Raw genomic sequence first — 24,529 nt, 5'->3', positions numbered from 1 at the left:
GCATGAGCAAGCGCAGCATTTTCGAAGAGGTTGAGGGCGAGAAGTCCGACGTGCCCGCAGTACAGCCGGGACTGATCGACCGCGGCCGCGGCGGCGCCCGCAAGGGTATCCGGGCCTGGCTTATGGTGCTGTTTGCGCTGGTGGTTGCGATGATTGTGGTGGGCGGGTTGACGCGGCTCACGGACTCTGGCCTGTCGATTACCGAATGGCGCCCCGTGACCGGAGCCATCCCGCCTATGTCCGAAGCAGAATGGCAGGCGGAATTCGACAAATACCAGCAGATAGACCAGTGGCGCATCCAGAACAAATGGATGCAACTATCTGATTTTAAATCTATTTACTGGTGGGAGTGGGGCCATCGCCAGCTGGGCCGCATCATTGGTCTGATCTGGGCAGTTGGCTTTCTGGGCTTTCTGGCCGCACGCAAAATCCCGGCGGGCTGGGCCGGACGGCTGGCACTGCCTGGTATTATGGGCGGTGTGCAGGGCGCGATTGGCTGGTGGATGGTTTCCTCAGGTGTGAACCCGGGCGAAGGGATGACGGCTGTCGCCTCCTACCGGTTGGCTGTGCATTTGGGGCTGGCGTTTGTGATCCTTGGCTTCATTGCCTGGTACATTATGATGCTGGGCCGCGAAGAACGTGAGCTGATGCAGGCGCGCCGTGCCAAGGAGGCCAAGCTGTTCAGCCTCTCGACCGGTCTCATGCATTTCGCATTCCTGCAGATCCTGCTGGGCGCGCTGGTGGCGGGGATCGATGCGGGCCGCTCTTATACCGATTGGCCGCTGATGGGCGGTCAGGTGATCCCGCCGAACCCCTTCATGATCGAGCCGGTCTGGAAGAACTTCTTTGAAAACCCGGGCCTGGTGCAATTCATTCACCGGCTGGCAGGCTATCTGCTGTTTGCCTTTGGCGCAGTGACCTGGCTGCGCGGACGGGGAAGTGCCCACGGCCGAACCCGCTTTGCCTTTAATGCAGTTTTTGCGGCGCTGTCCCTGCAGGTTCTGCTAGGGATCATTACCGTTCTATATGCCGCACCGCTGCACGCCGCGATCACCCATCAGCTGATCGCAATCGGCCTCTGGGTGCTGATCCTGCGCGCCCGTTTTCTGTCTGCCTATCCGATTGCAACTTCGATCAAGGACCATTGACCCCATGAGCGCATTTGACGAACTGATGGCCTTCCAGCGCGACACGCAAGCGCTGGGGCAGATTGCGGGCCGGCTGGGCTGGGATCAGGAAACCGTGATGCCACGCGGCGCGGCGCCGCAACGGGGCGAGGAGATGGCCGCGATCGAGGCTGTGCTGCACGCCCGCCGGTCCGATCCGCGGGTGGCTGAGTGGCTGCAGCAGGCGGTGGCGCCGAATGAGGCGGGCGAGGCCCAGCTGTGCGAGATCCGCCGAAGCTATGAGCGCACCGTCAAGGTGCCCGCTGATCTGGCCAAGAAAATCGCGCAAGTCACTTCCGAAGCGCAAGGCAAATGGGCTGCTGCGCGCGCGGACGAGGATGTCGCTGCCTTTGTTCCGGTGCTGGAGGAAGTCGTTGCGCTGAAGCGCGAGGAAGGTCTGGCGCTGGCGGAGGGCGGTAACGTCTATGACGCGATGGTCGAGGATTACGAGCACGGCATGACCGGGGCAGGGATCGCCGAAATTTTCGACGCCATGCGCCCCGGTCTGGTGGAGTTGCGCGCCAAAGTGCTGGAGAAGCCCGCGCCGAAAATGCTGCAAGGCACTTTTGACGAAGCGGCCCAAATGAAACTGACCCGCAAATTGGCCAAGGTATTCGGCTATGACATGGCGCACGGGCGGGTGGACAAGGCTGTGCATCCATTCAGCTCAGGCTCGGGTCTGGATGTGCGGATCACCACCCGGACCAGCGAGACCGACCCGTTCAACTGCTTCTATTCGACCATCCACGAGGTCGGCCACGGCGCCTATGAGCAGAACATCAGCCGCGATTACCTGCTGACCCCGCTGGGCAGCGGGGTGTCGATGGGCGTGCATGAAAGCCAAAGCCGGATCTATGAAAACCAGATCGGCCGCAGCCGCGCGTTCACCGGTTGGCTGTTTGAGGAAATGAAAGATGCCTTTGGCGATTTTGGCATTGTTGATGCGGATGGATTCTATGCCACGGCGAACGCTGTGCATAAGGGCTATATCCGCACCGAGGCGGATGAATTGCAGTATAACCTGCATATCATGCTGCGGTTCGGCCTGGAGCGCGCGCTGATGAGCGGTGAGCTGGCTGTGAAGGATCTTGAGGGTGCCTGGAACGACCGTTTTGAGGCGGATTTCGGCTACGCTGTCGACAAACCCTCGAACGGCTGCCTGCAGGATGTGCATTGGTCGGTGGGGCTGTTTGGCTATTTCCCGACCTATTCGCTGGGCAACGTCTATGCCGGCTGCCTGTACCAGGCGCTGCGCCGGGATGTTCCGGGGCTGGATGCGCAGCTGGCCGAAGGCGACACCAGCGGCGCAACCGTCTGGCTGAAAGAAAACCTGCAGCAGCACGGCAGCCTGCGCAGCCCGCGCGATACCATCGTGCATGCGTCTGGCATGGAGCCCGGCCACGCGCCGCTGATGGCTTATCTCGAAGAGAAGTTCAGCCTGCTGTACGATCTCTGAATCGGCATCAAAGCACGGCTAAGACCTTCTGGCGGCAGCGGAAATTCCGCTGCCCCGGAAATGACGCATTTTAATGGTATTCTCGGGGTCTCATAGGGGTGTGAGTTGAGAGAGTAATCCGATGCATACAGCCGTAGCCTATCTGATCTTTGCCAGCTTTGTTCTGGGAACCACCCTGACCTGACGCGTCAGCCGTCAGATCAGCGCCATCCGTTCGGCCCGTTCCGGATCCGGGAAGGGACGGTAGAGGCCGATGTCGGCGGTGGCGATCAATGCTCTGACATGGGAGTAGAGCTTCTCCACCTCCTCGTCATGTTCGCCCAGAACCCGGAAGGCCTGATCCAGCTGGGTCATGTCCCGGAATTCGATTTCCAGCAGGAAGTCGCGGCAGTTGTCGCTGGCCATGTCCAGCTTGCGGCGCAGAAGCCGCCAGCCCTGAACCACGCCGCGTTCCTGCAGGTAGCCCATCCATTGATCGACGGCGCTGGCAAAGTTCAGCGCCTTGGCTTCGTGGTGAAGGTCGATGGAGCAGTGGTACAAGTTCATTGGGGTATTTCCTTCATGAGAAAATGAGAACTTGACCATAAGAATAACTAACATCCGTTAGGGGGCCGTTAACAATGCGAACGCCGCCCCGGCAACGGGACGGCGTTCAATCTGTCCATGCGAAAGGGGCTTATTCCTCTCCGCCGCCTTCTTCCTCTTCGCCGTTCTCGGCAATCCAGGCTACTGATACCACTTCTTCGCCCTTGCCGGTGTTGAACACCCGGACACCGCCGGCCGAGCGCGAGCGGAAGGAAATCCCGTCCACCGGAACCCGGATCGACTGGCCCTTGGATGTCGCCAGCATGATCTGGTCATCCATTTCGACCGGGAAGGAGGCCACGATTTCGCCGCCGCGCATTGCTTTGTCCATCGCGGTGACACCCATTCCGCCACGGCCGCGCACCGGATAGTCATGCGAGGAGGACAGCTTGCCCGAACCACCGGTGGTGATCGTCAGGATCAGGTTTTCCGCTGCCGACATTTCCGCGTAAAGCTCGGTCGAGAAATCCGGATCCTCGACCGCATCCTCGTCAGCGGTTTCGGCATCGTCGGTCAAACCGGCCATGGCGCGGCGCATCTTGAGGTAGGCGGTACGCTGTTCCGGCGTGTATTTTGAGTGCCGGATCACGGACATGGAAACCACCCGGTCCTCGCCGCTCAGCCTGATGCCGCGCACACCGGTGGATTCGCGCGAGTTGAAGACGCGCACATCAGTGGAGCGGAACCGGATCGCGCGGCCCGAGTCGGTGAACAGCATCACGTCATCGTCTTCCGAGCAGATACGGACATTCACCAACTGAACCGATCCGTCCTCGGGCAGCTTCATCGCGATCTTGCCATTGCGGCGGACGTTGGTGAAATCTGACAGCCGGTTGCGGCGCACGTCGCCGCCGCTGGTGGCAAACACCACCTGCAGGTTCTCCCATTCTTCATCCGGCACATCGACCGGCATGATCGCGGCAATGGAAACGCCGGCCGGGATCGGCAGGATGTTGACGATGGCCTTGCCCTTTCCGGTGCGCCCGGATTGCGGCAGGCGCCAGGTCTTGAGCTTGTAGACCATGCCATCGGTGGTGAAAAACAGCAGCTGGGTATGGGTATTGGCGACAAAGAGGGTGGTGATCACATCCTCTTCTTTGGTCTGCATGCCCGATACCCCCTTGCCGCCGCGTTTCTGCGAGCGGAAGTCGGCCAGCGGAGTACGTTTGATATAGCCGCCCGAGGTCACGGTCACCACCATGTCCTCGCGCTCGATCAGGTCTTCGTCCTCCATGTCACCGGACCAGTCGACGATCTCGGTGCGGCGCGGTACGGCAAAGTTGTCGCGCACTTCGCGCAGCTCGTCGCCGATGATGCCCATGATGCGTTCGCGCGAGGACAGGATTTCAAGGTATTCCTTGATCTTGCGGGCCAGCTCTTCCAGCTCGTCTGTGACCTCTTTGACGCCGATCTGGGTCAGACGCTGCAACCGAAGTTCCAGAATCGCGCGGGCCTGGGTCTCCGACAGGTTGTAGGTGCCGTCTTCGTTGGCTGTATGGGTCGGATCATCAATCAGCGCGATGTATTCCAGGATCGGCTGCGCCGGCCAGCGCCGGGTCATCAGCTTTTCGCGCGCCTCAGCCGCATCGGCAGATTGCCGGATTGTGTTGACAATTTCATCAATATTGGTGACCGCAACCGCCAAGCCGCACAGGATGTGGCTGCGTTCACGGGCCTTGCGCAGAAGATGCGCCGTGCGGCGTGCTACCACGTCTTCGCGGAAATCGATGAAGGAGGTCAGGAACCGGCGCAGCGTCAGCTGTTCCGGCCGGCCGCCGTTCAGTGCCAGCATGTTGCAGCCGAAGTAGGTCTGCATCGGGGTAAAGCGGTACAGCTGGTTCAGCACCACTTCGGGTGTTGCGTCCCGCTTCAGCTCGATCACCACGCGCACGCCGTTACGGTCGGATTCGTCCTGCACGTGGGCGACGCCTTCGATCTTCTTTTCGCGGACCTGCTCGGCGATCTTTTCGATCATCGCAGCCTTGTTCACCTGATAGGGAATTTCGTCCACAATAATGGCATAGCGGTCTTTTCTGATTTCTTCGGTGCGGGTCTTCGCACGGATGACCACACTGCCGCGGCCCTCCAGATAGGCCTTGCGCGCACCGGAGCGTCCCAGCATCACACCGCCGGTCGGAAAGTCCGGGCCGGGCACGTATTCGATCAGCTGTTCGCTGGTCAGGTCCGGTTCGTCGATCAGCGCCAGTGTGGCATCGACGACTTCGCCCAGGTTGTGTGGCGGGATATTGGTAGCCATGCCGACCGCAATACCGCCCGCACCATTGACCAGCATATTCGGAAACCGGGCCGGCAGAACCGTCGGCTCGCGGTCCTTGCCGTCATAGTTGTCCTGGAAATCGACGGTTTCTTTTTCAATGTCCGCCAGCAGCGCCGCGGCAGGTTTGTCCATGCGCACTTCGGTGTAGCGCATGGCCGCCGGGTTGTCGCCATCCATGGAACCGAAGTTGCCCTGGCCGTCCAGCAGCGGCAGCGACATCGAGAAGTCCTGCGCCATCCGCACCAGCGCATCATAGATCGCGCTGTCGCCGTGCGGGTGGTATTTACCCATCACGTCGCCGACCGGGCGGGCCGACTTGCGGTAGGACTTGTCATGGGTGTTGCCGGATTCGTGCATTGCATAAAGAATGCGCCGGTGAACCGGTTTCAGCCCGTCCCGCAGGTCCGGGATGGCACGGCTGACGATGACCGACATCGCATAGTCCAGGTAGGACGTGCGCATTTCGGATTCAATGGATACCGTGGGGCCGTCATATACTGGCCGTTCCGGCAGGTTTTCGTCCATGTTTTCAGGAGTTTCCGGCGTATCGCTCACGTTGGCTGCCCGCTCTTTCTTCTGGCTCTATATATTGTGTTCGCACCCTATCAGATACCGTATATGGGGCGCAAGCAAACAGCCGGGAAAGCTGGAAACAGGCCGTTCACGTGGCGGTAACACACTGTTTTTGGGGAAATTAACGAATAGAAACCTAGCATCAGTAAGAGGGGGCAATTTTTGGAGGCTGTAAATGGCGACCACTGAGACCGAGCTGATGCTGAAAGGATACGGGCTGACCACGGCGGAGTTCACCTATTGTATGCCCGATTACATCCACGTTCTGAACACCTTTGTGTGGCAGGAGTACGACCTTGCCCCGGATCATCCGCGGTTGTTTGAATTTATTGAGTTCTGGCAACGGGAAATTGACGGCCCGCTGCATTCAGTCCGCTTCAATCACCGCAAGATGATTGGCCCGGGAGAATGGCGTAACGTGGTTGGAGAGTTTCAGCTGCATTGAGCCAGCTGGCATTTTAACCTGATTACAAGGCCGTAGGGCTTTCTTTGCCGTTGCGTGTATGGAGGGTTCGTCTTAACCCTATGCGTGTTTGAAGCTCCCGGCCGGGGGCCGGTCCCCGGCATTCCCGTACCGACCCCGGGGCGCACTGAAATCAGGCAGGTATTTATGCGCAAGAATTTTTTTGGAAACCAGTTTGGAAACTTCTATGCGGCGTCCTCGACGATCCGGGAGAGTTTTTACGGGCGGGGCGGCGACGATTATTTCACGCTGTACAGTCACGATCCGGATGGGGTTGATATTCCGGATCTGACCGACCGTTTCTTTGGCGGCAGCGGCGATGACACGCTCGATCTATTGAGTTTCAGCGTGACCACCGAAAGTGACAATCTCACTAGGTACAGTCAGCTCAGCTTTGATGGCGGCAGCGGTTACGACACTGTAAAATCGCAAGTATCTGCGGTCATGTCAGGCGGCTCCACTCTGGATCTGGATACTATAGAAACCAGCGTTATTTCGGTTGAACATTGGTTTTATGACATGTTTCTTTACGGAAACACGGAAAATGGCGACTTCACGATCCGGAGCGGGATGAAGGACGACACGCTGAATATCTTTCAGCAGGCTGACGCGAATGAAAACAGCATCCGTGTCAACACATTCGCGGGCGCGGACAGTGTTCTGTACACCGCGAACGCCAACGTGAACGACCTGAAAGTAAACACAGGCAGCGGCAAGGATTATTTCGAGTTTAACGGCAATTGGGGCGTTACTGCAGACATCGAAGTGAAAACCGGCAAAGGGAAAGACATAGTTGTCATCAACGGTTCGACAGTCACCTCGCCGGGCGGGCTGGACGCGGTCATCAATACCGGCAAAGGTGCTGACACAGTCGTTCTGGAAGGCATGCATTCGGAATATCTGAATGCTGGCGGCGGGTCGGATGACATCTATGTGCTGACCGGCAGCTTTTCGAACGCTGCGGATACGATCAGGACGGGCGGCGGCAAGGATCGTCTGTTTGTGGAATTGGATGCCTATTCCACCGTTGCAGTCGTCGAAGATTTTTCCGCTGCAAAAGATGTGTTTGTGTTTGACCGCGAAGAAGCCCGCCGAACGGTTCCGCGGGACACAGACGTTCTGTTCGACCGGGAGGAATGGGAGGCTTCGGAAGAAGACCGGCTGTTTATGGATAACGACGCGGACAGGCTTTATTACGGCAGCAACGTCCTGGTCGAGTTCTCAACGGATGTTGAATTGACAGCCGGCAATTTCACTGTGGGCAGCTGGGACTACTGAAACCAGCTCGAAGGAGGGGGCGCTAAGCGGAGCAGCTGGCGCCTCCCAGAACGCAGAACTTTGCGCAGTGCGGGTGGTTCAGCTGCACCGGGCGTTCTGCTTCGGCAAGGGTTTCGCCCATCTCGAACTCCGGCGCATAGGGCAGCAGCGTGCAGGCCAGCACTGCGGGCGACTTGGCCCCTTTGCGTTTGACGACCATGCGGGACGAGGCGCACATGACGCTGTCAGGGGATTTTCCCAGGATGCTCCAGCAGTCGGAGGTGATTTCGGGCACTTCCACGGTTTCGTCCATTTCCGGGAACAAGATGGTCTGACCCGGGTTGTACGCATCAATGGCAAAGCCATGTGCGGCAAACAGCGCCGCATAGCCGTCCCGGGCGTCCGCCTCGCTTTCGTCCCATAGGGTGCGGCCGGCCACAGTCATCTGGACGCCATTATCGCGCAGCCACTCCATGCCTTGGATGGTTTTGGCAAAGCTGCCGGTGCCGCGTTCCTTGTCGTGCAGTGCCTCACAGTGATGATCGACCGAGATACGCAGTGTCAGTTTGTCCCCGAACGCCTCCCGCAGGGCCAGCAATCCGGCCTGCACTGTCTTGCGCATCATCGGGCGCATGGCATTGGTCAGGATCAGTACATCAAACCCGCGTTCCAGCGCCGCCCGGGCCATGTCAATCATCCCGGGGTTCATAAACGGCTCGCCGCCGGTAAAGCCGATTTCCCGGATTGGCCAGTTGCGGTCCCCGATCTGGCTGAGAAAGATTTGCACTTCGGCCTCGGTCAGATAGACCAGCGCGTCATTGGCGGGAGAGCTGAGAATATAGCAGTTTGTGCATTCGATATTGCACAGTGTGCCGGTGTTGAACCAAAGGGTCTCCGGATTGGTGAGCGGCACCGAAGCGCGCGTCTGACCATTTGCCGTCACAAAGGCGTCTTGAAACTTGCCTAGGTTCGCAACGGGTTTTTGCAGGTCTTTCATGCGGATGTCCTTTGGGGCAGTTCCTTTCGCGGCAAGCTACCTTATACTGTGCCGGAATTGAAAGCAGCCGGGCGGGCACATGACAGGGATGTGAGCGGCAGTGTGCTGCGCCTGCACCGGCTTAGACAGTTAGACAGGAAGAATAAGAATGGTTTCGCGTGTGATACCGGTCGACCCGTTTGACCTGGTGATTTTTGGCGGCACTGGCGATCTTGCGCAGCGTAAGATCCTGCCGGCCCTGTTCCGCCGTCATTGCGCTGGCCAGCTGACAGGGGCGGAGCGGATCATCGGGGCCGCGCGCGCCGGTTTGTCCAATGCCGAATACCGCACAATCGTGGCCGAAGCGGTGCGCGCGCACGCAGGCACCAAGGCGTGCGGCGGCGGGGCGCTTGAGGCTTTTCTCGAGCGGGTCAGTTATATCGCGCTGGACGCGCTTGGGGAGGCGGGCTGGCAGGAGTTGAGCCGCCAGTTGCGGCCGGCCGGTGAGGCGCCGGTCCGCATGTTCTATTTCTCGGTGGGGCCGGGTCTGTTCGGGCCGCTCGCAGAGCGGCTGCACGGCCATGGGCTGGCCAATGCCGATACGCGGATTGTTGTGGAAAAGCCGTTCGGCCGGAACTTGGCCTCTGCGCAGGAGTTGAACCGGACGCTTGCCAGCCATTTCGATGAAAGCCAGATCTACCGGATCGACCATTATCTGGGCAAGGAAACGGTTCAGAACCTGATGGCTGTCCGCTTTGGCAACATGCTGTTCGAGCCTTTGTGGAACAGCCAGTATGTCGATCACATCCAGATCACTGTGGCGGAAACGGTCGGCGTCGAAGGGCGCGAGGAGTACTATGAACGGGCCGGCGCCATGCGCGACATGATGCAGAACCACCTGATGCAGTTGCTGTGCCTGATCGCAATGGAACCGCCGGCCAAGTTTGACCCCGACGCGGTACGCGACGAAAAACTGAAAGTGATCCGCGCGCTGGATCCGGTAGAGCCGCACCACATCGTGCGCGGCCAGTATCAGGCGCGGCTTGACCCGTCAGATCCGCATCCCTCCTACCGTGGGCTGGTCTGCAATCCGCGCAGCAGCACCGAAAGTTATGTCGCGCTGAAGGCGCATATCAGTAATTGGCGGTGGGCGGGCACGCCGTTTTATCTGCGCACCGGCAAGCGGCTGGTGAACCGGTCCTCGGTGATAAACGTGATGTTCAAGGACGCGCCGCATTCTATTTTCGGGGCCGAGGCCGGGCGCCATGCCAACCACCTGAAGATCCGCCTGCAGCCCAATGAAGGCATCACACTGAGCGTGACAATCAAAGAACCGGGGCAGGGCGGAATGCGCCTGGTCGACGTGCCGCTGGACATGAGCTTTGCAGAGGCGCTGGGGCCTGAAGGCGGCGATCCGCCTGATGCTTATGAACGGCTGATCATGGATGTTGTGCGCGGCAACCAGACGCTGTTTATGAGGGGGGACGAGGTTGAGGCGGCCTGGGCCTGGACGGATCCGCTGATTGCGGGCTGGAAGTCCCGCGGCGATGTGCCTAAACCCTATGAGAGCGGCAGCACCGGACCTGGCGATGCCGATTTGCTTATGCGCCGCGACGGGCGTGAATGGAGAGGGATAAACCCATGAAATTCAACGAATACCCTGATCAGGATATGCTTGCGATCGAAGTCGCAAATGAAATTGCCGGCGATCTGAAAACCCATCTGCTCACCCATGATGCGGCCTCTTTCGCGGTGCCCGGCGGCACCTCCCCGGGGTTGATCTTCGACGCCCTTTGCGCCGCCGATATTGAGTGGGGCCGGGTACAGGTGATGGCCACTGATGAGCGCTGGGTGCCTGCAGACAGCGCGCGTTCCAATGCCAGGATGATCCGCGCTCGGCTGCTGCAAAACCGGGCGGCTGCGGCGCACTTGCTGCCGTTTCATGTGCCGGAGGGGCAGCCCGAAGCGGTGCTTGCGGAATTGGAAGCCCAGGTTGTTCCGCAACTGCCGCTGTCCGTGCTGCTGTTGGGCATGGGCGAGGACATGCACACCGCCTCGCTGTTTCCCGGCACCGATGGGATCGAGGCCGCGCTGGCTGCCGATGCGCCTGCTCTTATCGTCATGCGGCCGGACAGCCAGCCTGAAGCACGCATCAGCCTGACAGCACGGGTGCTGGATTCCGCCATAGCCAAACATTTGGTGATTTTCGGCGACGCCAAACGGCGGGCGCTTGAGCAGGCAATGGCATTGCCGCCGGAAACTGCACCGGTCCAGGCCGTAATGTCCGAGGTAACCGTGCATTGGGCGCCTTGAATTCAGGAAAGATTGATATGTTCAAGGACTTGAAGTCGCTGCGTTCCCAGCAATGCAGTGAGAGTATTTCCGAGTTATTTGAAGACGACCCGAACCGCGCTGACATGTTCAGCGTGCGGTTTGAAACACTTCTGTTCGACTACTCCAAGACACAGATCACTGCCGCGGTGCGCGACGGGCTGATAGAATTGTGCAACCGGCAGAATGTAGCCGGGCGGCGTGAAGCCATGTTTGAAGGCGGAAAGGTTAATGAAACTGAGCAGCGTGCTGTGCTGCATACAGCGCTGCGGGACCCCGACGGTCCTGAGTTGATTGTTGACGGAGAGGACATCCGCGTACCTCTGCGCGCGACGCTCGGGCGGATGGAGCGTTTGGCACGGCATGTGCGTTCAGGCAAACTGGCAGGCCCTGGCGGCCCGTTCACCGATGTTGTGAACATCGGCATCGGCGGTTCTGACCTGGGGCCGGTCATGGCGGCGCTGGCGCTGGCACCGTATCACGATGGGCCGCGGTGCCATTTCGTGTCCAACGTCGACGGCGCTCACATTCACGATATTCTGCAACGGATTGATCCAAAAACTACTTTGGTGATTGTCGCCTCCAAAACTTTTACCACGGTTGAAACTATGACCAATGCCGCGACCGCGCGGCGCTGGGTCGAGTCCGGCGGCGGTGACCCTGCGCGCCAGTTCCTGGCGTTGTCGACATCCGAGGAGGAAACCGCGGATTTCGGCATTCCGCGGGAACATGTGTTCGGATTTGAGGACTGGGTTGGCGGGCGTTATTCGGTTTGGGGCCCGATCGGGCTGAGCTTGATGCTGGCGGTCGGCCCGGATCATTTCCAGGCGTTCCTGGCAGGCGGTAAGTCGATGGATAATCATTTCCGTGCAGCGCCTTGGGAACAGAACATGCCGGTGATGCTGGCCTTGACCGGAGTGTGGCACAATCAGGTTTGCGGCTATCCGACCCGCGCCGTGCTGCCCTACGACCAGCGGCTGCGGCGCCTGCCGGCCTATCTGCAACAGCTGGAAATGGAATCAAACGGTAAATCTGTAGCGATGGACGGTTCGCCTTTGCCCCACCTGTCAGGACCGGTCGTATGGGGCGAGCCGGGCACCAACGGGCAGCATGCCTTTTATCAGCTGCTGCATCAGGGCACCTCCGTCGTGCCTGCGGAATTTCTGGTTGCAGCCAATGGGCATGAGCCGGAGCTGGAGCAGCATCACCGGTTGCTGGTGGTAAACTGCCTGGCCCAATCCGAAGCTTTGATGCGCGGACGCAGCCTGGATGATGCCTGTGCGCTGATGCGGGCCGCCGGGTATACGGGCACCGAACTGGAGCGCCAGGCGCGCCACCGGGTTTTCCCGGGCAACCGGCCGTCGACCACGCTGATCTATCCGCAGCTGACACCTTATGTGCTGGGCCAGATAATTGCGCTTTATGAACACCGGGTGTTCGTCGAAGGCGTGATTCTTGGCATCAACTCTTTCGATCAATGGGGTGTGGAGCTGGGCAAGGAGCTGGCAAACTCCCTGTTGCCGCTTCTGTCGAGAGCGAACGGTGATGCGGAAAAGGACGGGTCCACCCGGGCCCTGCTGGACTTCGTGCGCAAGTTCAAAGCCTGAGGCAGGCCTATGTGCAGGCCGGCCCGGGCAAGCCCTGGCGTCAGTTCAGGGCATTGTCACACTGCTGGTAATGGTGTTGACGAATTTCCCGGTTTCCGGATCTGTCAATGAGGAGAAGCCGCCGCCGCCTTCAGCATCAGACCAGTGCCCGGTGCCGCCAGTCAGTTTCCAGCTGCCGGTCAGGGCACCGGACGGATCCATCGCCTCAGCGGTCCAATGCAGCACGACCTTGTCACCGGCGCTGTCGGTGAAGGCGCAAATGCCACCGCCGCCAACGTTCCCGGACGCAACTTCGACCGCTCCGAAACATGGCCCTGCCGCTCCGTTCATCGGATGGCCGGCATCTGCCATTTCCACATTCTCATAGGAACTGCTGATTTGCATCACCATGTGCCCTTCGGCGATTTCAGTGACAGAGCTGGTTGAGATACCCGTTCCAGTGCCTGACTGATCCCAGGACGTGCCCGCAATTCCGTTTCCTGCGCTGAAGGCGCAAAATAGTGCCATTGACAAAAAATGCCGTGTCATACTGGTACCCTCTCGAAACTGCCCGCCTGCACCGCGCAGACGCGCAGCGTCAGGCTAGCACAAATTTCGAAATCACGCGGTATTGGCTTGAATGCGGTAAGGCCATTTTGGCGGTGCAACTTTCAGCGTGTGCAAGCGGCTCGAACTGCCGCCGCATTCAGAATATCAGATCCCGTGCACCGAACACATTTAGACCATCGAAATCAATTCTCATTTCAGCAGCCGGATCCCCGACCAGGTTGATTTCCAAAAGTGAACGGGCGGTATCTAAGCTGACCTCGCCCGCGCCGTTGATATCGTCCTTTTTGCTTGTTCCCCTGATGTCGTCGTCTAGGACCTGGCCCTTCGCGGCAGTGATGTTGCCGGCCTCGTTCAATCCGGGCAGCAAGCTGCTTTGCTTCAGCACCATTGAGAAGGATTCAGTTCCTTCAGCCGGGTAATACGGCAGCAGTTCCACATTGACAGCGGCCGTGGTCTGACTTGGTGCAAAGGTTAATGCCCCTTTGGTTTCCACGTAGTCTTGCCCGGCCTTGGCGTTGTCTTTGGTGGTGCAGCAGACTTCTCTGCGCTGCGGAAAAAGGGCGCACAGGGTTATATCAATGATTGCAAACCGGCTGCCTTGAGCGGGGCCTCAGGCTGAGTTGAAGTCATCTGGATGCTGGGGTCCAAATCCACGCCGTCATCATCAAGGATAAAGGCATCGCTGCGCAGAACCTCGGAGCTGCCGGTGAACACGCCGCTGGAGGGGGGCAAACAGTTCGATGCCAAAGCTTTCATCGGTCTCAGAAAGGTTGTCGTGCCTGACCCGCACCTCTACCGTTTTGGAAATTTCACCCGGAGAAAAGGTCAGGATGCCGCCGAACCCGGCTCCTAGGCTTTCAGTCGCGTCTGCGGACGCGATTCTGATGGTCGCGATATTGCACCCTGCTGGCCTGCACCGCCGTTAGCTGAGCGTTACAATAGCCGCCTGGCATCCCGCAGTCGCGCTGCGATACAGCCTTTGGCGGCCCCTGACAGTACCAGCACCCCAGCCGCTGCAAAGCGGGACCGATGGAAGAACGGATATCTCGGCTGGCAGGCGAAAAGCTGCCGCCCCGCCACTAACAAGACAGTGCTGGCACAGCCGGTTTTCAATAGATTAGCATTTCCAGAATGCATTTTGCTCTGCCGTGACAGGCAGAGTGCATCGCCAGAACCATCCCCAATTACCCAAATAATCAACAACACCCAACGCGTGAGATACCGTCAAAAGGTAATGTCGTGCGGTTGTTCTTGTCAGCAGTAGCAGAGGATCTTGCGCATTGTCCTTAAAATCCCTGAACGTTGGCAAGTGATTCTGTTGTCTAAACGGTGGAGAAGATGAGGTATGCCAAGCCAGTCGTCCGGGAACTTAGTTAACGGCTTTCAGCGGCACTTGGACAAAGATGGGCAATGCGCCATCTCTCTCGGCACGCTGCAGCGGCAAAGCGGTTTTCTTTCGGCGGTGCGGCCCGCACAACTGGTTAAAAAATCATTCGTCACCTGCGGGCCGCTGCCCCTGTTGGTTAAGGGGCAATGTAAGGGTAGCGCCAGGGTTTTGCCTTTTACGGGGAATTATCGTTTCTAAATGTCATGACTGACGGCACGTCCGTTGCCAACGCCGTTGTTTTCTTCTTTCAGGTGTTCCCGGCACTTTCAGCACTAAATCGCCTGGCCGCCGGCAATTCTGGCGGAATGCCTGCAGGGGTATTTGAAATGGAGGGTCGTAGGGTGAGGCGGAGCGTCAAACCGGTAAAGAACCGCGCCGGGTTAAACGCTCCCGCAGGCTAGGAAGGGTCGTCCCTTCCTGCATTGGCCACAAGGGGCTGATTGGGTCTGGCGATCTGAAAGATGGGAAGGCGGTCGTCTTGGAGCGGGTAGCGGGAATCGAACCCGCGCGTTCAGCTTGGGAAGCTGACAGGCTACCATTACATCATACCCGCCTGTGCGATGCAGGAGTATGCTGCAGCGCCAATGACGTCAAGAGGCGCTGCAGCGTATTTTCCTGCGGAAGTATCAGCCGCGGCGGCGGCGACGGCGGCCTCCGCCAGCGCCTTCTCCATCACCGCCTCCGGTGTTGAAGTTCACCTGCGGCAGGGTCACCACGGTGGCCAGGATCGGGAACGGTTCGGCCGAGTTCGGAATGGCCGACGCGTTTACAAAATGCTCCTGGAAGCGGGGCTCCACGGCGGTTTCGATTTTCTCGATGTTGCGGACGGTTTCCTCGATCTCGCTGCGCGCTTCGGTGTTCAGGAGCGCAATGCGGGCACCGGTGCCGGCGGCGTTGCCGGCAGAGGTGACTTTGTCCAAAACACAATCGGGGATCATGCCCAGAACCATCGCGTGCTTGGCCGAGATATGCGCGCCAAAGGCACCAGCCAGAACCACCCGGTCTACCGTTTCGACGCCGAACTTGTCCATCAGCAGGCGCGCACCGGAATAAAGCGCCGCCTTGGCCATCTGGATCGCGCGGATATCCGGGTTGGTGACCGTAATGGTCGGGCCGCCGTCGGCGGAGCCGTCCCACAGCAAGTAAGCGTTGGTGCGCCCGTCCTGGATACAGCGGGCCGAGCCGGTTTGTTCTGCCGAACCGATCAGGCCGGAGGCGTCCAGCACACCGGCAAGACGCATCTCGGCAATCGCTTCGATAATGCCGGATCCGCAGATGCCCGAGATGCCGGTGGTGGCGATGGCCTCGGCAAAGCCGTCCTCGTCCGACCAGATTTCCGAACCGATCACCCGGAACCGCGGTTCTTTGGTCTCCGGGTTGATTTCGACCCGCTCAATGGCGCCAGGGGCTGCGCGCTGGCCGCTGGAAATCTGCGCGCCCTCAAAGGCCGGGCCGGTGGGGGACGAACAGGCCAGCACCTTTTCCTTGTTGCCGAGCAGGATTTCCGCATTGGTGCCGACGTCAACAACCAGCACCAGATCTTCGGATTTGTCAGGTGCCTCGGACAGGGCGACCGCAGCAGCATCGGCACCGACGTGTCCGGCGATGCAGGGCAACAGATAGACGCGGGCAGCCGGGTGGATGTTCAGGTCCAGTTCCGCCGCACGCAGGGCCAGCGCGTTGGAGGTTGCCAGCGCAAATGGTGCCTGGCCCAGCTCGAACGGGTCGATTCCAAGGAACAGGTGGTGCATTACCGGGTTGCAGACAAAGACCGCATCCACGATCAGTGTCTTGTCGATTTCAGCCTCAGTCGCGATCTGGGTGAACAGGGCGTTCATGCCTTCGCGCACGGCGCGGGTCATTTCCTGATCGCCGCCCTTGTTCATCATCGAATAAGAGACCCGGCTCATCAGGTCTTCGCCAAAACGGATTTGAGGGTTCATAATGCCGGAGGAGGCGACCACCTCGCCGGTCTTCAGATCGCACAGATGCGCGGCGATGGTGGTGGAGCCAAGGTCGACCGCCAGGCCATAAACAGTGCCTTCGTAGAACCCGGGCCAGATATGCATGATTTTGGGCGGGTGGCTTTCGTCACCCAGATGCACGGCCACTGTGACCTTCCAGCCGCCTCTGCGCAGGGCGGGCTGCAGCGTATGCAGGATATGCAGATCGGTCTTGACGCCCTTGAGGCCCCATTGGGCATCCAGCGCCTCGATCAGCCGTTCCATGTCGCCCGTGGGCTTGTGCATGTCGGGTTCTTCCACCTCGACATAGAACAAGCGGGTGGAGGGGTTCATAGTGATGTCGCGCGCCTCGGCGCGTTTGCGCACCACCTGGCGGTGGACCTGGCTTTCCGGCGGCACGTCGATGACGATGTCGCCCTGGACGGTGGCCTGGCAGCCCAGACGGCGGCCGTCGATCAGGCCGCGCTTGTCCTTGTAACGCTGTTCAACCTTGTTCCATTCGCTGAGCGCGCCTTCCTCGGCGGTCACGCCATGCTTGGAAAACTCGCCATAGGAGGGGGTGATCTGGCATTTCGAGCAGATCCCGCGGCCGCCGCAGACCGAGTCGAGGTCGACCCCAAGCTGCCGGGCGGCAGTGAGGATCGGCGTGCCCGCGGGGAAACGCCCGCGCTTGCCGGATGGGGTAAACACAACGAGGGGTTCGTCAGTCATGCCTGTAGCCTTCTCATTCCGCAATTTAGGCGGAGCATATGGGCTTTTGCGGCAGACGAAAGGCAAGGGGCGGCATTTTCCCGTCTGCTGGCGCCATTTTTCCAAATTTGATGACTTTGGGATGCGGTTTTTCGGCAGGCCGACGGTCAGGGGACGGCTTCTGCCTCAACCTCTTCCAGCCACGCCAGAACCTCTGCCCGGTCCCCATCCAGCTGCGGGGCCGGGGCGCGGGTTTCAGGGTCTTCCAGTCCGCTCATCTTTATTGGATTTCCAGCTGACAAATTTGCAGATTTGCCGTTTCTGCCTAGAATCTGGACGACCATATTGCGGGCCAGGATCTGCGGATCCAGCATTACCTGATCCACTGTCTGGATCGGCCCTGTCGGAATGCCGGCCCCGGTCAGAACCCCGATCCAGTGGTCTTTGCTGTTCCCTAAGGTTATCGCTTCGATCAAGCGTTTCAGAAGGCGCGCATTTTCGCATCGCGCCGGATTGCTGGCAAAACGCGGGTCCCTGGCCAGTGGAAGCCGCAGCGCGTCGCAGAGCCGGACAAACAGCGCGTCATTGCCAGCGGCAATCACAAACAGCCCGTCTGATGCGTGGAAGGTTTCAAACGGGGTGATCGACGGGTGCCGGGCGCCTGAGGGCTGGGGGGCTTTGCCGGTGACCGATGTGATGGCGATGGCGTGTTCCAGCAGCGCCAGCTGGCTGTCCAGCATGGCGACATCGATAAACCGGCCCTCGCCGGATTTCGCTACGTCCAGAAGTGCTGCCAGAATACCGTGCCCAAGGAACATGCCGGCAACGATATCGCCGATCGAGGCACCGACGCGCACCGGGTCGCGGTCTTTTTCACCGGTGATCGACATCACCCCGCCGCGGGCCTGGACCACCATGTCATAGGCCGGTTTCTGAGCATCGGGACCGGAGTGGCCAAAGCCGGACACAGCGCCATAGATCAGCCGCGGGTATCTGGTGTGCAGATCCTCCCAGCCATAGCCCAGCCGCTGCATCACGCCGGGACGGAAGTTTTCGAGCAGCACGTCGGCCTGCGCCAGCAGCCGCTCAAAGACGGTGCGATCGTCCGGTGTCTTCAGGTCGAGCGCGATGCTTTTCTTACCGTGGTTGATGGTGGCAAAATATGCGCTTTCGCCATCCTTAAATGGTGGAAATGCCCGCGTGTCGTCGCCTGATCCGGGGCGTTCGACCTTGATGACCTTGGCACCGAGATCCGAAAGGATCATTGAGCAGTAAGGACCGGCCAGAACATGGGTGAGGTCCAGAACAGTGACGTTTTCCAGTGGGGCGGGCATGGCAAATCCTGCATCATCTTTGCAGGTTTTCTAACACGCCATGCAGGCCAGCACGCCTTGACCCAGATCAGAACAGCACCAAAGAGATTGCTGCACTGCAGGAATTCTTGCCCGCGCCTCTTTCCCCCCGGTTGGTTCTGTGCCATAGGGTCACCGCCAAACGGGGTTATGCATGAGGATGACCAATGCAGATTCGTGAGGCTCTCACCTTTGATGATGTTCTACTGGTGCCAGGCGCGTCGAGCGTGCTGCCCAATACCGCTGACACGCGCACCCGGGTGACGCAATCGGTGTCGCTGAACATCCCGCTTCTAAGCTCGGCAATGGACACGGTGACCGAGTCACGCATGGCGATTGCCATGGCCCAGGCCGGCGGCATGGGGGTAATCCACAAAAACCTGAACGTTGAAGAGCAGGCCCGCGAAGTGCGCCGGGTCAAGCGCTTTATCTCGGGTATCGTCTATAACCCCATCACGCTGACCGCAGACCAGACCCTGGCCGACGCCAAGGCGCTGCAGGAGCGCTATCGGGTGACCGGATTCCCGGTGGTGGACGGCGCAGGGCGCGTGGTCGGTATTGTCACAAACCGAGACATGCGCTTTGCCTCAGACGACAGCACACCGGTGTCTGTGATGATGACCTCGGACAATTTGGCAATGCTGCAGGAGCCCGCCGACCTGGAAGAAGCCAAATCGCTGATGAAGGCGCGCCGGATCGAAAAACTGCTGGTCTCTGACAAGGATGGCAGGCTGACGGGCCTGCTGACCCTAAAAGACACTGAACAGGCAGTGCTGCACCCGACCGCTTGCATGGATGAGCTGGGCCGCTTGCGGGTTGCTGCCGCCAGTTCGGTTGGCGACAGCGGTTTTGAACGTTCCGAAGCGCTGATCGACGCCGGTGTCGATATCGTCGTTGTGGATACGGCCCATGGCCATTCGGCGGGCGTGATCGACGCAGTGAAGCGGATCAAGGCGCAGTATGGCGCGGTGCAGGTGATTGCCGGGAACGTCGCCACAGCCGAAGCCACCCGCGCGTTGATCGATGCGGGTGCCGATGCGGTCAAGGTCGGCATTGGTCCGGGATCGATCTGCACCACCCGCATGGTGGCCGGTGTCGGCGTGCCCCAGCTGACTGCGATCATGGATTGCGCAGAGGCTGCAGGCGATGTCCCGGTGATCGCCGACGGCGGCATCAAATTCTCGGGAGATTTTGCCAAGGCGATCGCGGCTGGTGCATCCTGTGCCATGGTCGGTTCAATGATCGCCGGCACCGATGAATCCCCGGGTGAAGTGATCCTGTATCAAGGCCGTTCATTCAAATCCTACCGGGGTATGGGCTCGATGGGCGCTATGGCACGCGGCTCGGCTGACCGGTATTTCCAGAAAGATGCCGCCAGCGACAAGCTGGTGCCCGAAGGCATTGAGGGCCAGGTCCCGTACAAAGGCGGGGCAGGTCCGGTCGTTCACCAGCTGGTCGGCGGTCTGCGCGCAGCAATGGGCTATACCGGCTGTGCGACTGTGGATGAGATGCGCAAGAACTGCAATTTTGTCCGTATCACCGGCGCCGGGCTGAAGGAAAGCCATGTGCACGATGTGCAGATCACCCGCGAAGCACCGAATTACCGGGCTGGATAAGCTGATGATGGCCGCGTCCAACCAAGGGGCAGGGGCATGACCCCCGCCGCCCGCCTGCAGGCGGCCATCGAGGTTCTAGACCAGATTCTGGAGGGCGAGCCTGCGGAGAAGGCTTTGACGTCTTGGGGCCGCCGAAGCCGGTTTGCCGGATCGAAAGACCGGGCCGCAGTGCGTGATCATGTGTTCTCTGCCCTGCGTTGCCAGCGGTCGCACGCAGCCCTTGGCGGCGCGCGCAGCGGACGGGGGCTGGTTTTGGGCGCACTGCGGGAAGCAGGGCAGGACCCGGCAGACGTCTTTAGTGGACAGGGATACGGGCCTGCACCTTTGACCGAGACGGAATGTCAGCTGCCCTCTCCGCCCGCAGGGGCCGAGGCATTGGATATTCCCGATTGGCTGTGGCCTGAATTCCGCAGCAGCCTTGGGGATCAGGCAGAAGCCGCAGCTCTTGCCCTGCGTGGCCGGGCACCGGTGCATCTGCGGGTGAACATTGCCCGCGGGACACTTGCGCAAGCGCAAACCGCGCTTGCCGCAGAAGGCGTCGCCACCCGGCCGCACCCGGCCGCTGCCACGGCGCTGGAAGTGACCGAAGGTGCCCGTAAACTGCGCAATACGAAAGTGTACCAGGACGGTCTTGTTGAACTACAAGATGCGGCGAGCCAGGCTGTAACCGCGCTTTTGCCGTTGCAAGACGGAATGAAGGTGCTGGATTACTGCGCTGGCGGCGGCGGCAAGGCATTGGCCATGGCGGCGCAGGCGAAACTCCGTCTGTTTGTCCATGATGCCGATTCCAGGCGTATGAAAGACCTTCCCGAGCGCGCGGCCCGGGCGGGTGTGCAGGTGCAGCAACTGCTGACTTCGGACCTTGACCGCAGCGGGCCGTTCGACCTGGTGCTGTGCGATGCACCCTGCTCCGGTTCCGGATCCTGGCGGCGGGCACCCGAAGGCAAATGGCGGCTGACGCCTGAAAACCTGCAGTCTCTGCACCAAGTCCAAGCAGATATCTTGCGTGAAGCGGGAAGCCTGACGGCACCTGGCGGAACTTTGGCCTATGCCACCTGTTCAATGCTGAACAGCGAAAACACAGAGCAGGTTCAAAAGTTTCTGCAAGAGAACTGGGGCTGGTCTCTGGCGGCCCAGCAAAGCTGGCAGGTCCAGAACAGCACCGATGGTTTCTTCGTTGCCGTGTTGACGCGTGCGAAGGGTGGTTGTTAGGGTCTCCGCCGGGAAACATTTGTGTTTCTTAACGTGGTTTTAACCAAATCCGCCGCGTTATGGCGTCACTTTGCATTTTCCATGGAGCCGCAATGCCCGGTCGCCAAGAGACTTCCGTTCCGGAACTGCGGGTTTATGCGCCCGAGCACGCCCGGTTAGCAGCGACGCTGCTGCTGGCGCTGATGCTGATGTTCAGCCCCTGGCTGGTGCCGCTGCCCGATTGGATGGGCCGCGGCTTTTTCATGGTAGGGCTGACATTGACGGCTGTGGCGGCTCTGATGGTCATCCAAACCCGGATGCGGCTGAATGCGCGGGCGATGGCGGCCGACCTGCTGACCGGTTTTATCGAAAAAGACGCGACACCCAGCTTTGTCACAGACGATGATGGGGTGATCCATGCCTGCAACGGGGCAGCAGTGAAACGGTTCCAAGACGGCAACCGCGACACATTGGCTGGAACCTTGCGGTCGATCCTGGCCAACCCGTCGGCGGTCTTGTACCGGCTGCAAAGCCGGGCCCGTGTCGATGGTGCCGCGCGAGAGGATATCGTGACCCGCCGCGGCCAGGTGCGGCTGGCGGTGCACCAGATGAATGGCGGCAGCTTTTTATGGCGGGTTGAGGATATTCTGGATCGCGGCGGCAATGGGCGCGGTGCTGAAACGATGCCGGTTCCGATGATCACGGTGGGCCGGACCGGTGCTGTTTTGTTCATGAACGAGGCGGCCCGCAGCCTGATTGGTGAACGGGTGAAGTCCACCGACCGTTTGTTTCCTGCACTGCCGGTCATGCCCGGTCAGGTCAACACGCTCAGCACCAAGTCCGGCCCGGTCCAGGTTCTGGTCAGCGAGAAAAACCGCACTCAGGGCCGCAGCGAGCTGTTTCTGATGGAGGTGGATGAATGCAATTTCGACCCCGCCCAAGCCGGGCTGGAGGCGCTGCCGGTGCCGTTTCTCAAGGTTGCTCCCACAGGTGAAATTCTGACCAGCAACCGCATGGCCCTGCGCCTGTTGGGGGTTGAAAGCTGCGCTAATCTTAAACTTGGCCAGCTGATGGAGGGCCTCGGACGCCCGATGTCTGACTGGCTGCGCGATACAGCCGATGGGCTGGCGCCGAACAAGTCTGAATTCCTGCGCCTGTCACGATCCGACAAGGAAGTTTTTGTTCAGGTTACCCTAACCCGGGTGGTGGAAGAGGGCACCCCGATGCTGATCGCAGTGCTGAATGACGCGACCGAGCTGAAAACGCTGGAAGCGCAATTTGTGCAAAGCCAGAAGATGCAGGCAATCGGGCAGCTTGCCGGCGGTGTTGCGCATGACTTCAACAACTTGCTCACCGCGATTTCCGGCCATTGCGACCTTTTGCTGCTGCGGCATGACCAGGGCGATCAGGACTATGGAGACCTGATCCAGATCCATGAAAACGCCAACCGGGCGGCCTCGCTTGTCAGCCAGCTGCTGGCATTTTCCCGCAAGCAGACCCTGCAGCCGGAAACCCTGGATGTGAGGGAAACGCTGTCGGACCTCACGCATCTGCTGAACCGTCTGGTCGGCGAGAAGGTCACCCTGACCCTTAGCCACGATCCGGTGATGAAGGCGATCCGCGCCGATAAGCGGCAGCTGGAACAGGTACTGATGAACCTCGTGGTGAACGCGCGCGATGCGATGCCGCAGGGCGGCGAGATCCGGGTTGAGACGGAAGTTATCGCGCTTGACAAGCCGCTGGAGCGGAACCGTGCCACAGTTCCAGCGGGCGACTGGGTCACCGTGAAAGTGTCCGACGAAGGTGTCGGAATTGCTCCGGATAAGCTGCAAAAAGTTTTTGAGCCCTTTTACACCACAAAACGTACCGGCGAGGGGACCGGCCTGGGCCTGTCCACTGCCTATGGCATCCTCAAGCAGACAGGCGGCTACATCTTTGTTGACTCGGTGAAGGGCCACGGCACCCAGTTCACCTTGTTCTTCCCGGTGTACAAACAGCAAGCCGATCAGACGTCTGCTGAAAAGCCGGCTGGGTCCTCGGAGAAAGCCGCCGCCGCCCAGCATGGCGAGGGCGTGGTGCTGCTGGTTGAGGATGAGGCACCTGTGCGGGCCTTTGCGTCCCGGGCTCTCAGGATGCGGGGCTATACGGTTCTGGAAGCCGAATCCGCCGAGGACGCCCTGCGCACGCTGGAAGATCCCGGCCTGACGGTGGATGTCTTCGTCACCGATGTGGTGATGCCCGGCATGGATGGTCCCAGCTGGGTACGACAGGCGCTGAAAGAACGTCCTGACACCCGGGTGGTGTTCGTCTCCGGCTATGCCGAAGGGGCCTTTGGCGAGGCCGATCCGGATGTTCCGAATTCGGTTTTCCTGCCCAAGCCGTTTTCGCTCAACCAGTTGACCGAAACGGTTCACGAACAACTTCACTGAGGCTGGTAAACACAGGGATGGAAAAAGCCGCCGTTCCTGGCGGCCTTCTTAATGTTCAGCGGAGCGGAATCGACTCGTAAAGTTCAAATTCCGCGGCGCGTTTTCGCCGGACATGGCTCTCGGCATCCGGGCTTAATGTCAGCCTTGCCTGGGGGCTGACATTCCTGCGCTCCAGCCGAAGGTCCAAGTCCAAGCGCTGCTCCAGAAATTTCCTGAATGCGTCTTGATCCTCATAGCGGAACAGATGGTTTACTTTGCAGCCGTTAGGCTGGGATTCCAGGAACTTTGCCTGGCTGCCGACATTGGCAAAGGCGGGCGGTTTCCCCTTGCAATAGGCATGCAGGAACTCATCAAAGCTGACATCCTTGGTCGAGTTTGCCTTGCCATCCAGCGCGGGCCGTTGCCGGTACCGGTACCAACTGCCCAGCCAGCTGACCGGTTCCCGCATCACTGCGGCCACTTCCAGTTCCGCGCCGCAGACTTTTTCAAACATCGGCCGTATCCAGCGGTTGTAGCGGTAAAGCGGCGCATGCTTCAGTTCCGGCGGATCAGTGATCACAAGATCCGCCTGGCTGCGCAAAGCCGCCTGAAAGGCTGTGGTCCCGGTCTTGGGAACAGAGAGAAGCGCCAGCCGTTTCTTGAAAAATATCATCATTCCG

General features: G+C 60.0%; 20 protein-coding genes and 1 tRNA gene. 11 read left to right on the top strand and 10 right to left on the bottom strand.

Annotation, left to right across the window (positions count from 1 at the left end):
* Positions 1–2: 2 nt before the first annotated feature.
* Both ctaA and AC0KW6_RS02280 read left to right on the top strand, forming a co-directional pair.
* Entirely contained in the window at positions 3–1,148 is a 1,146-nt protein-coding gene (ctaA, locus tag AC0KW6_RS02285) for a heme A synthase (protein ID WP_474033966.1), read from the top strand.
* A gap of 4 nt (positions 1,149–1,152) precedes the next feature.
* On the top strand, positions 1,153–2,622 hold the full coding sequence (locus AC0KW6_RS02280; RefSeq protein ID WP_474033965.1) for a carboxypeptidase M32: 1,470 nt from the start codon (positions 1,153–1,155) through the stop codon (positions 2,620–2,622).
* A 195-nt stretch (positions 2,623–2,817) separates the two neighbouring features.
* Here AC0KW6_RS02280 and AC0KW6_RS02275 read toward each other — a convergent pair whose 3' ends face one another.
* Together AC0KW6_RS02275 and gyrA are read right to left on the bottom strand one after the other, a co-directional pair.
* Complete coding sequence (locus AC0KW6_RS02275) at positions 2,818–3,168, bottom strand: DUF6614 family protein (protein ID WP_323779665.1); 351 nt, start codon at positions 3,166–3,168, stop codon at positions 2,818–2,820.
* A gap of 130 nt (positions 3,169–3,298) precedes the next feature.
* Complete coding sequence (gene gyrA / locus AC0KW6_RS02270) at positions 3,299–6,040, bottom strand: DNA gyrase subunit A (protein ID WP_474033964.1); 2,742 nt, start codon at positions 6,038–6,040, stop codon at positions 3,299–3,301.
* Positions 6,041–6,233: 193 nt separating this feature from the next.
* Here gyrA and AC0KW6_RS02265 point away from each other — a divergent pair, with 193 nt between their 5' ends.
* Positions 6,234–6,503: an usg protein gene (locus tag AC0KW6_RS02265; RefSeq protein ID WP_323779668.1), complete on the top strand. Its 270-nt coding sequence runs from the start codon at positions 6,234–6,236 to the stop codon at positions 6,501–6,503.
* A 54-nt stretch (positions 6,504–6,557) separates the two neighbouring features.
* Positions 6,558–7,799 (top strand): hypothetical protein, encoded by a 1,242-nt coding sequence (locus tag AC0KW6_RS02260; protein ID WP_474033963.1) that lies wholly within the window; start codon positions 6,558–6,560, stop codon positions 7,797–7,799.
* A 22-nt stretch (positions 7,800–7,821) separates the two neighbouring features.
* On the opposite strand, the gene AC0KW6_RS02255 is transcribed toward AC0KW6_RS02260, so the two are convergent.
* Entirely contained in the window at positions 7,822–8,775 is a 954-nt protein-coding gene (locus AC0KW6_RS02255) for a radical SAM protein (RefSeq protein WP_474033962.1), read from the bottom strand.
* Positions 8,776–8,923: 148 nt separating this feature from the next.
* On the opposite strand from AC0KW6_RS02255, the gene zwf reads away from it, so the two are divergent.
* Genes zwf through pgi form a run of 3 tightly spaced genes read left to right on the top strand, consistent with a single transcriptional unit; the run spans position 8,924 to position 12,692 of the window.
* Positions 8,924–10,399 (top strand): glucose-6-phosphate dehydrogenase, encoded by a 1,476-nt coding sequence (gene zwf / locus AC0KW6_RS02250; RefSeq protein ID WP_474033961.1) that lies wholly within the window; start codon positions 8,924–8,926, stop codon positions 10,397–10,399.
* Positions 10,396–11,067: a 6-phosphogluconolactonase gene (gene pgl, locus AC0KW6_RS02245; protein WP_474033960.1), complete on the top strand. Its 672-nt coding sequence runs from the start codon at positions 10,396–10,398 to the stop codon at positions 11,065–11,067. Before zwf ends, pgl begins: the two co-directional genes overlap by 4 nt.
* Before the next feature lie 17 nt (positions 11,068–11,084).
* A complete protein-coding gene (gene pgi, locus AC0KW6_RS02240) occupies positions 11,085–12,692 on the top strand; it encodes a glucose-6-phosphate isomerase (RefSeq protein WP_474033959.1) in 1,608 nt (535 codons plus the stop codon).
* 45 nt (positions 12,693–12,737) lie between these two features.
* Here pgi and AC0KW6_RS02235 read toward each other — a convergent pair whose 3' ends face one another.
* The 3 genes from AC0KW6_RS02235 to AC0KW6_RS02225 all read right to left on the bottom strand — a co-directional run bounded on the left by AC0KW6_RS02235 (position 12,738) and on the right by AC0KW6_RS02225 (position 13,997).
* Positions 12,738–13,076, bottom strand: a complete 339-nt coding sequence (locus AC0KW6_RS02235) for a hypothetical protein (RefSeq protein WP_474033958.1) — start codon at positions 13,074–13,076, stop codon at positions 12,738–12,740.
* A gap of 301 nt (positions 13,077–13,377) precedes the next feature.
* On the bottom strand, positions 13,378–13,809 hold the full coding sequence (locus AC0KW6_RS02230; RefSeq protein ID WP_474034212.1) for a Calx-beta domain-containing protein: 432 nt from the start codon (positions 13,807–13,809) through the stop codon (positions 13,378–13,380).
* 2 nt (positions 13,810–13,811) lie between these two features.
* Positions 13,812–13,997 carry a hypothetical protein gene (locus tag AC0KW6_RS02225; RefSeq protein WP_474034222.1) on the bottom strand — a complete coding sequence of 62 codons (186 nt, stop codon included), beginning with the start codon at positions 13,995–13,997 and terminating at the stop codon, positions 13,812–13,814.
* 834 nt (positions 13,998–14,831) lie between these two features.
* Here AC0KW6_RS02225 and AC0KW6_RS02220 point away from each other — a divergent pair.
* Complete coding sequence (locus AC0KW6_RS02220) at positions 14,832–15,029, top strand: hypothetical protein (RefSeq protein ID WP_474033957.1); 198 nt, start codon at positions 14,832–14,834, stop codon at positions 15,027–15,029.
* A 78-nt stretch (positions 15,030–15,107) separates the two neighbouring features.
* Here AC0KW6_RS02220 and AC0KW6_RS02215 read toward each other — a convergent pair.
* The 3 genes from AC0KW6_RS02215 to AC0KW6_RS02205 form a co-directional block, all read right to left on the bottom strand.
* Positions 15,108–15,181, bottom strand: a tRNA-Gly gene (locus tag AC0KW6_RS02215).
* A gap of 73 nt (positions 15,182–15,254) precedes the next feature.
* Positions 15,255–17,303, bottom strand: coding sequence for an ASKHA domain-containing protein (locus tag AC0KW6_RS02210; RefSeq protein ID WP_474033956.1), 2,049 nt, complete (start codon positions 17,301–17,303; stop codon positions 15,255–15,257).
* Positions 17,304–17,449: 146 nt separating this feature from the next.
* Positions 17,450–18,616, bottom strand: coding sequence for a CaiB/BaiF CoA transferase family protein (locus AC0KW6_RS02205; RefSeq protein WP_474033955.1), 1,167 nt, complete (start codon positions 18,614–18,616; stop codon positions 17,450–17,452).
* A gap of 185 nt (positions 18,617–18,801) precedes the next feature.
* Between AC0KW6_RS02205 and guaB the strand changes: the two genes are divergently transcribed.
* The 3 genes from guaB (at position 18,802) to AC0KW6_RS02190 (ending at position 23,870) form a co-directional block, all read left to right on the top strand.
* Positions 18,802–20,250 (top strand): IMP dehydrogenase, encoded by a 1,449-nt coding sequence (gene guaB, locus AC0KW6_RS02200; RefSeq protein ID WP_323782525.1) that lies wholly within the window; start codon positions 18,802–18,804, stop codon positions 20,248–20,250.
* 36 nt (positions 20,251–20,286) lie between these two features.
* Positions 20,287–21,462 (top strand): RsmB/NOP family class I SAM-dependent RNA methyltransferase, encoded by a 1,176-nt coding sequence (locus tag AC0KW6_RS02195; protein WP_474033954.1) that lies wholly within the window; start codon positions 20,287–20,289, stop codon positions 21,460–21,462.
* Positions 21,463–21,554: 92 nt separating this feature from the next.
* Positions 21,555–23,870, top strand: a complete 2,316-nt coding sequence (locus AC0KW6_RS02190) for an ATP-binding response regulator (RefSeq protein ID WP_323782529.1) — start codon at positions 21,555–21,557, stop codon at positions 23,868–23,870.
* A 55-nt stretch (positions 23,871–23,925) separates the two neighbouring features.
* On the opposite strand, the gene AC0KW6_RS02185 is transcribed toward AC0KW6_RS02190, so the two are convergent.
* Positions 23,926–24,525, bottom strand: a complete 600-nt coding sequence (locus tag AC0KW6_RS02185) for a gamma-glutamyl kinase (RefSeq protein ID WP_323782532.1) — start codon at positions 24,523–24,525, stop codon at positions 23,926–23,928.
* Positions 24,526–24,529 lie beyond the last annotated feature (4 nt).

Source organism: Leisingera sp. SA215 (genome assembly GCF_055902035.1).
The sequence above is the reverse complement of the archived record's forward strand: the minus strand, read 5'-3'. Positions and strand labels throughout refer to the sequence as shown.

Coding starts and splice junctions, on each gene's coding strand:
- ctaA (WP_474033966.1), top strand. CDS start 3: ATGAGCAAGCGCAGCATTTTCGAAGAGGTTGAGGGCGAGAAGTCCGAC.
- AC0KW6_RS02280 (WP_474033965.1), top strand. CDS start 1,153: ATGAGCGCATTTGACGAACTGATGGCCTTCCAGCGCGACACGCAAGCG.
- AC0KW6_RS02275 (WP_323779665.1), bottom strand. CDS start 3,168: ATGAACTTGTACCACTGCTCCATCGACCTTCACCACGAAGCCAAGGCG.
- AC0KW6_RS02265 (WP_323779668.1), top strand. CDS start 6,234: ATGGCGACCACTGAGACCGAGCTGATGCTGAAAGGATACGGGCTGACC.
- AC0KW6_RS02255 (WP_474033962.1), bottom strand. CDS start 8,775: ATGAAAGACCTGCAAAAACCCGTTGCGAACCTAGGCAAGTTTCAAGAC.
- zwf (WP_474033961.1), top strand. CDS start 8,924: ATGGTTTCGCGTGTGATACCGGTCGACCCGTTTGACCTGGTGATTTTT.
- pgl (WP_474033960.1), top strand. CDS start 10,396: ATGAAATTCAACGAATACCCTGATCAGGATATGCTTGCGATCGAAGTC.
- pgi (WP_474033959.1), top strand. CDS start 11,085: ATGTTCAAGGACTTGAAGTCGCTGCGTTCCCAGCAATGCAGTGAGAGT.
- AC0KW6_RS02235 (WP_474033958.1), bottom strand. CDS start 13,076: ATGCAAATCAGCAGTTCCTATGAGAATGTGGAAATGGCAGATGCCGGC.
- AC0KW6_RS02225 (WP_474034222.1), bottom strand. CDS start 13,997: ATGAAAGCTTTGGCATCGAACTGTTTGCCCCCCTCCAGCGGCGTGTTC.
- AC0KW6_RS02220 (WP_474033957.1), top strand. CDS start 14,832: ATGACTGACGGCACGTCCGTTGCCAACGCCGTTGTTTTCTTCTTTCAG.
- AC0KW6_RS02210 (WP_474033956.1), bottom strand. CDS start 17,303: ATGACTGACGAACCCCTCGTTGTGTTTACCCCATCCGGCAAGCGCGGG.
- AC0KW6_RS02205 (WP_474033955.1), bottom strand. CDS start 18,616: ATGCCCGCCCCACTGGAAAACGTCACTGTTCTGGACCTCACCCATGTT.
- guaB (WP_323782525.1), top strand. CDS start 18,802: ATGCAGATTCGTGAGGCTCTCACCTTTGATGATGTTCTACTGGTGCCA.
- AC0KW6_RS02195 (WP_474033954.1), top strand. CDS start 20,287: ATGACCCCCGCCGCCCGCCTGCAGGCGGCCATCGAGGTTCTAGACCAG.
- AC0KW6_RS02190 (WP_323782529.1), top strand. CDS start 21,555: ATGCCCGGTCGCCAAGAGACTTCCGTTCCGGAACTGCGGGTTTATGCG.
- AC0KW6_RS02185 (WP_323782532.1), bottom strand. CDS start 24,525: ATGATGATATTTTTCAAGAAACGGCTGGCGCTTCTCTCTGTTCCCAAG.